Raw genomic sequence first — 989 nt, forward strand, 5'->3', positions numbered from 1 at the left:
TGGAGCTGAAGAGGGTTGCCGAATGACATGGCTCTTATCGCTCCCGGCGAAGATCAAGGGCCTGCTGGCCGCAGCGGGAGCGGTAATTGTCGCAGTAGCACTGGCCTACCTGAAGGGCCGCAACGCAGGTTCGAAAGCTGCGCAAGCGAAGCAGAACCAGGCCGAGTGGGAAGCTTTATCCGAAGCGCAGAAGATCGACGAGCATGTGGCAGGCAACGATCCATCAGAAAACCGTCGTGCCTTGAAAAAATGGGCAAGAGGGCGCTGATCGGTATGGCCAACATCATCGTAAAAATAGTCCTGCTTTCTTTCCTGTTATCGGGCTGCGTCACGTCCGGTTCGTTTTGCAAGATCGCAAAGCCAATTCGTTTGACCGGGCAGACCATCGATCAACTTACCGACCGGGAAGTAGAGCAAGCTTTAAGCCACAATTTGAAGGGCCAGAAACTGTGCGGGTGGCGGCCATGAGTATGCGCAAGGTTTCTGCCATGACCGAAGACGAGTTCAAGGTGCTGATCCGCGACGCTGTGCGCGAAGAATTCAGCGCCGCTGGGCTCCGCATCGACGACGCCGACAATCGTGACGAGGCGAAAGAAGATTTTCGCTTCCTGCGTCGACTGCGACAGCGAACCGATTCCGTAGCAAACAAGATAGGCATGGCCATCATATCGCTGATTGTGCTCGGCGCGTGCGGCTTGCTTTGGGATGGCTTCAGAAATTCAATCAAATAGGAGGGTGACATGTGGAATTTGCGTACAATTATATCGTCCGTGGCCGTAGCTGGTTTCCTGACTAGTGCAGCGTACGGGCTTTCCGAAGATCCAGCTGAAGACCAGATCGCCGAAACGATCCGATTAGCTGCGCCCTATGAAGATTTACGCGCTGGCTTTACGGTCAAGATCGCGACCGAAACTGGCCACGGGTCGGGTTTCCATATCGGCGACGGCTTCATTGTTACTGCCGCACACGTCTTAAAAAACGCAAAAAAA

At 54.3% G+C, this 989-nt stretch carries 3 protein-coding genes and 1 pseudogene; all 4 read left to right on the plus strand.

Annotation, left to right across the window (positions count from 1 at the left end; genetic code table 11):
- Positions 1-268: hypothetical protein (locus ACTJKP_RS26905; protein WP_440632837.1), on the plus strand; the 268-nt coding region annotated here is incomplete at its 5' end.
- 5 nt (positions 269-273) lie between these two features.
- Positions 274-468 (plus strand): hypothetical protein, encoded by a 195-nt coding sequence (locus ACTJKP_RS26910; RefSeq protein WP_440632838.1) that lies wholly within the window; start codon positions 274-276, stop codon positions 466-468.
- A gap of 20 nt (positions 469-488) precedes the next feature.
- Positions 489-731, plus strand: a complete 243-nt coding sequence (locus ACTJKP_RS26915) for a hypothetical protein (protein WP_440632839.1) — start codon at positions 489-491, stop codon at positions 729-731.
- Between the two features lie 9 nt (positions 732-740).
- Positions 741-989 (plus strand): annotated as a pseudogene (locus tag ACTJKP_RS26920) (hypothetical protein); the annotation flags it as partial.

The sequence above is a fragment of the Brucella sp. 22210 genome (genome assembly GCF_052045675.1).
Lineage (GTDB): Bacteria > Pseudomonadota > Alphaproteobacteria > Rhizobiales > Rhizobiaceae > Brucella.